Origin of the sequence: Haladaptatus sp., from assembly GCF_049589095.1 — an archaeon.
Classification (GTDB): domain Archaea; phylum Halobacteriota; class Halobacteria; order Halobacteriales; family Haladaptataceae; genus Haladaptatus.
Genome location: NZ_JBAWAC010000470.1, coordinates 1 through 4,209, shown reverse-complemented (window position 1 = coordinate 4,209; position 4,209 = coordinate 1). Strand labels below are relative to the sequence as shown.

The window sequence follows — 4,209 nt, the reverse complement described above, 5'->3', positions numbered from 1 at the left end:
CGTCGATAGCGGGTGCTCCGCCGTTTCGACGTCCTCGGGGCTGTCTTCCAACCGAGCGCGCACCTCCGACACTCAGTCGTCGATGTCGTCCAGCAACGCGTCGGCTTCCGTCGTCAACGTTTCGACGTTCCCCATCAGCAACCCTGCCTGCGTCTCACAGTAGTCCACGAACTCCGCGACCGACAGCGTGACGTCGTCTTCCCGGCCCATACGAACTCGTTCGGGCGTCCGGGGGAAACCGTTTGGGACTGGCCGTTACTGTTCCGCCTGTTCCAGGTTCCTCCGTTCTTTGACCTGATCGATGCGCGAGCGAGCGGTTACCCGCGTCTCTCCGATCATCGCACCGGCGAAGGCACCGAGTGCGCCGCCGGTACTTGCCGCGTTTTTGCTGATGAAGCCGCCGATAGCGCCGCCGATGGCGGCACCGATGGCGGCGTGACGAGCACGACTCAACGCACGTGTGAGGCGAATGGAACGCATACGTTCCTAGTAGTCATCCAACATGATAAACCCACTCGCGCGTCGGTAGCGAAAACGAGGTTAAACTAACCTGAACGACTCACAACGTCTATCGCGGCGAACATGTTGCTGATGGGGTGGTAGCCCGGTTCGACCGCGACGCCGCGGTTCGGGTCGTCGCGGTCGTTCGTCCGGTTCAGTCGCTCGAACCAGTTGCCGTGTTTGGGGTTGACGAAGTTCTCCCGGGCGTACTCCCACAGTCGGTCGTACCAATCCAGATACTCGTCGTCGGTCCCTCCGAGGCGGGCCGCCGCCCCGATTCCCTCCGTGACCGCCCAGCCGTACTTGTCCGCGACGACGGGCGTTCCGTCCGCCTCCACGGTGTAGTAGAACCCGCCGTTCTCGTCGTCCCACCCCATCTCGACCGCGTGGTCGAACAGGTCGCGCGCCGAGGTCCGAACCCAGTCCTCGTCCCTGAACTCGGCGAGATGCGAGAGGAGCTTCGACCACTCGAGATGGTGGCCCGGTTGGTAGCCCCACGGGCGGAATTGGTGGCGCGGTTGGTCCTCGTTGTAGGCCATGTCGTGTGCCCAGTTCGAATCGTAGTGTTCCCACAACTTGCCGTCCGTTTCGGCCGCGAGGTCGCGGACGATCCCCTCCGCGATGGAGTATGCTCGGTCGAGGTAGTCAGGGTTCCCGGTGACCTCGTGGGCCACGAGCATCGCCTCGCAGGTGTGCATGTTCGCGTTCAACCCGCGGTACGGGACGACTTCGTTCCACTTCCCGTCGGCACGGTCGGCGTACATCCCGTGTTCGGGTTCCCAGAAGTGCCGGTCGATGGTTTCGACGGCCCGTTCGAGTTCGGCTTCCGCGCCCGGGATTCCGGCTTCGAGCGCCCGCGCGCTGGCGAGGACGACGAACGCGTGACCGTAGCAGAACCGCGTGTCGTCCACCGTTTCCCGGCCTTCGAGGAGCCAATCGTACCCCCCGTTCCCGGCGTCCCACTGGTGATTCGAGAGGAAGGAGAGTCCGTGTTCGGCCGCCGTCCGGCACCAGACCGGTCCGTCGAGGAGCGCGCCGACGCTGAAATTGTGAACCGCGCGCGCGGTGGCGACGAGGTGTTTCGTGTGGCCGTCGTAGACGAACCCGTCTCGCTCGTCCAGTTGGGCGATGTATCCACCGTAGCGGGTGTCGATGCAGTCGGGATAGTAGAAGTCCAGGACGCGGAGTATCTCCTGTCTGAGCCGCTGTGTATCGTGAAACGTAGTATGCGTTGCCATGGTTCGTGGTTCGGACTGTCTCTTTGTTTCGAGGGCGGGGAATTGGCTTTTTGCTTTCGCTAGGCCGAACCGAAATGCGCGTCGAGGTGTTCGGCCCAGCGCTCGTTCGCGTCGCGGGTCCGACCCGCGATGTGGGGCGTGTGCACGACGTTGTGGCGGTCGAGCAGTGGATCATCGAGGGGGAGCGGTTCCTCGTCCCACACGTCGGCGGCGAGGACGATTTCGTCGGCGAGCACGCGCTCCCGGACGGCGTCCATGTCGCAGATTCCGGCCCGCGTGATGAGCACGAGGATCGACCCCTCGGGAAGTTCGTGGATGTGCTCGGCGGTGATGACGCCCTTCGTCGCGGGAGTCAGCGGAATCGTCGGCGCGAAGATTTCGGCGTCGCTTACGAGTTCCTCCATGCTGTACACCTGCCGTGCGCCGGTGCTGTGGAAACAGGGTTCGTCCGCGAACGGGTCGTAGGCGGCCACGTCCGCGCCGAGGTGGTCCGTCGCCGCCGCGTAGCGACTCCCGATGTTGCCGATTCCGGCGACGCGAACGCGCTTTCGCGCGACCGTTCCGCTCACGTAGTTCGGGTCGTCGGCGAACTGGTGTCCCCGCGCACCGGGGATTTCGTTGTCCAGTTGGTCCATGTCCCACGGTTCGTGGCTCTCCGCCATCGCCGCGTGTTTCTGCGGAATTTGGCGAAGCGCGTCGATGGTGAGTCCGAGGCCGAACTCGGACACGGATTCGCTCCAGAAGCCCTCGTTCGTGTGATCGTGAACCGTCACGCCGCGGTCGGTGAGGTACTCCGAGAGTTCCTCGTCGGCGTTGTACATCGAGTCGGTCATCACGAACGCCTCCCGCAGGTTCGTGAATTCGGCGAGGTCGTCCTCGGAGGCCAGTACGCCGAGCGAGACGAGTTTTTCGACGGATTCGGGCGAGGAAACGGCCGCCGCGAGGCCGGTTTCTCTCTCCTCGGGGAGTCGAACGAACTCGACTTCCTCCCCGGATTCGGTCCAAAGCTGGTGCAGGTGGTCGGCCGCGAGCGGCCAGACGTCCTCGAACAGCGGGTCTACGACGATCGTGCGTGTCATGATTGATTTTTGAATTATGGTTTTCAGTCGCTCGGTTCGAACAGATACTGCATGGTGTCGAGTTCGTCGGGCGGCATCCGGTGCGGCGCGGTGTTGTAGGGCGGAATCTCGGCGGAAATCCAGCCGTCGTAGCCGACGTCGGAGAGCGCGGTGACGACGCTGCCCCAGTCGATGTCGCCCTGCAACAGGTACGTCGGTCGGTGGGCGTCCGTCAGCCAGTCCTTGACGTGCACCTTCGAAATCCAGTCGCCGAGTCCCCGAATCCAGCGGTCCGGTAGCCCCCAGCGGAAGCCGTTGCCTACGTCGAAGTACGCCGAAATCGGCCCGGAATCCTCGACGGCTTCGAGGAACTCGACGAACTCGCGGGGCGAGTACAGGAAGTCGTTTTGGACGTTTTCGACGGCGACGCCGACCCCGGCATCCGCCGCGTATCCCGTGATTTCGCGGACGGATTCGACCGCCCGTCGGTAGTCGGCGTCGTAGTCAGCGCCGGGGAAGATGCGTGCCGGGACGATCAGAACCTCGTCCGCGCCGAGGGTCGCCGCCGCGTCCACCATCTCGCACGCGATGTCGATTCCTCGACCTTGTTTCTCGTCGTCGTCGCTCGACAGCGGGTACTCCCAGTGGAGCGTCGTGGAGACGGCCGGAACGGCGAGTCCGTTCCCGTCGGCGGCCTCCCGAACGCGTTCGCGGCCGTCCGCCGTCGTCAGCAACCCACCCTCTCGATAGTTGGGTTCGACGCCGTCATACCCCGCGTCCGCGAGGATTTCACACGTCGTTTCGATCTCCGACGCCGGAAATCCGGCCTGATTTAGTCCGTACCTGTGATTCATTTGGATGAATTCTCCTCGTCCGTTCCCCCGACGACCACGACCCGCAGGTCGTTGACGTTGGTTCCCGTCTCGCCGGTTTCGATCAGCGCGTCCCGCTCGTCTAAAAACGGATACGTGTCGTGGTCTCGCAGTGCCGCCCGCGCCGCGGCGCGGTCCTCGGGCGGGACGGTTTCGCCGTCCACGAGCGCGCCTGCGGCGTCAGTGCTTCCGTCCAACCCGTCGGTGTCGACGCCCGCGACGACGATTTCGGACCCCTGGAGTTCGCGCGTCGCGCCGAGTGCGAATTCCTGATTCGGCCCCCCGACGCCGTCACCGTCCACGGTGACGGTCGTCTCACCTCCTGAAAGGATCACGGCGGGTGGCTCGACCGGGTTGCTGGTCGCCGCACTCTCGACGCCGATGGCGGCGTGGGTGCGGCCGACCTCGGCGGCTTCGCCGCCGATCCGCGAGGAGAGGACGAGCGTCGAATACGCCATCTCCCGCGCCCGCTCCGCGGCCGCGTCGATGGCCGTCCAGTTGTCCGCGAGGACGAAGTTCGTCACGTTCTCGACCCCAGAA

General features: G+C 64.7%; 6 protein-coding genes. All 6 read right to left on the bottom strand.

Going from position 1 to position 4,209, the window contains the following annotated elements:
* Positions 1–72: 72 nt before the first annotated feature.
* Positions 73–210 (bottom strand): hypothetical protein, encoded by a 138-nt coding sequence (locus WBV42_RS14635; protein ID WP_423986688.1) that lies wholly within the window; start codon positions 208–210, stop codon positions 73–75.
* 45 nt (positions 211–255) lie between these two features.
* Positions 256–480: a hypothetical protein gene (locus WBV42_RS14630; protein WP_423986687.1), complete on the bottom strand. Its 225-nt coding sequence runs from the start codon at positions 478–480 to the stop codon at positions 256–258.
* A gap of 65 nt (positions 481–545) precedes the next feature.
* Complete coding sequence (locus WBV42_RS14625) at positions 546–1,739, bottom strand: AGE family epimerase/isomerase (protein ID WP_423986686.1); 1,194 nt, start codon at positions 1,737–1,739, stop codon at positions 546–548.
* A 59-nt stretch (positions 1,740–1,798) separates the two neighbouring features.
* Positions 1,799–2,818 carry an NAD(P)-dependent oxidoreductase gene (locus WBV42_RS14620; RefSeq protein ID WP_423986685.1) on the bottom strand — a complete coding sequence of 340 codons (1,020 nt, stop codon included), beginning with the start codon at positions 2,816–2,818 and terminating at the stop codon, positions 1,799–1,801.
* A gap of 23 nt (positions 2,819–2,841) precedes the next feature.
* Complete coding sequence (locus tag WBV42_RS14615) at positions 2,842–3,651, bottom strand: sugar phosphate isomerase/epimerase family protein (protein ID WP_423986684.1); 810 nt, start codon at positions 3,649–3,651, stop codon at positions 2,842–2,844.
* Positions 3,648–4,209: MOFRL family protein (locus tag WBV42_RS14610; protein WP_423986683.1), on the bottom strand; the 562-nt coding region annotated here is incomplete at its 5' end. The genes WBV42_RS14615 and WBV42_RS14610, both read right to left, overlap by 4 nt.

What these genes read in the sequence shown, in the direction of transcription:
- WBV42_RS14635 (WP_423986688.1), bottom strand. Translation starts at nt 210, where the DNA reads ATGGGCCGGGAAGACGACGTCACGCTGTCGGTCGCGGAGTTCGTGGAC.
- WBV42_RS14630 (WP_423986687.1), bottom strand. Translation starts at nt 480, where the DNA reads ATGCGTTCCATTCGCCTCACACGTGCGTTGAGTCGTGCTCGTCACGCC.
- WBV42_RS14625 (WP_423986686.1), bottom strand. Translation starts at nt 1,739, where the DNA reads ATGGCAACGCATACTACGTTTCACGATACACAGCGGCTCAGACAGGAG.
- WBV42_RS14620 (WP_423986685.1), bottom strand. Translation starts at nt 2,818, where the DNA reads ATGACACGCACGATCGTCGTAGACCCGCTGTTCGAGGACGTCTGGCCG.
- WBV42_RS14615 (WP_423986684.1), bottom strand. Translation starts at nt 3,651, where the DNA reads ATGAATCACAGGTACGGACTAAATCAGGCCGGATTTCCGGCGTCGGAG.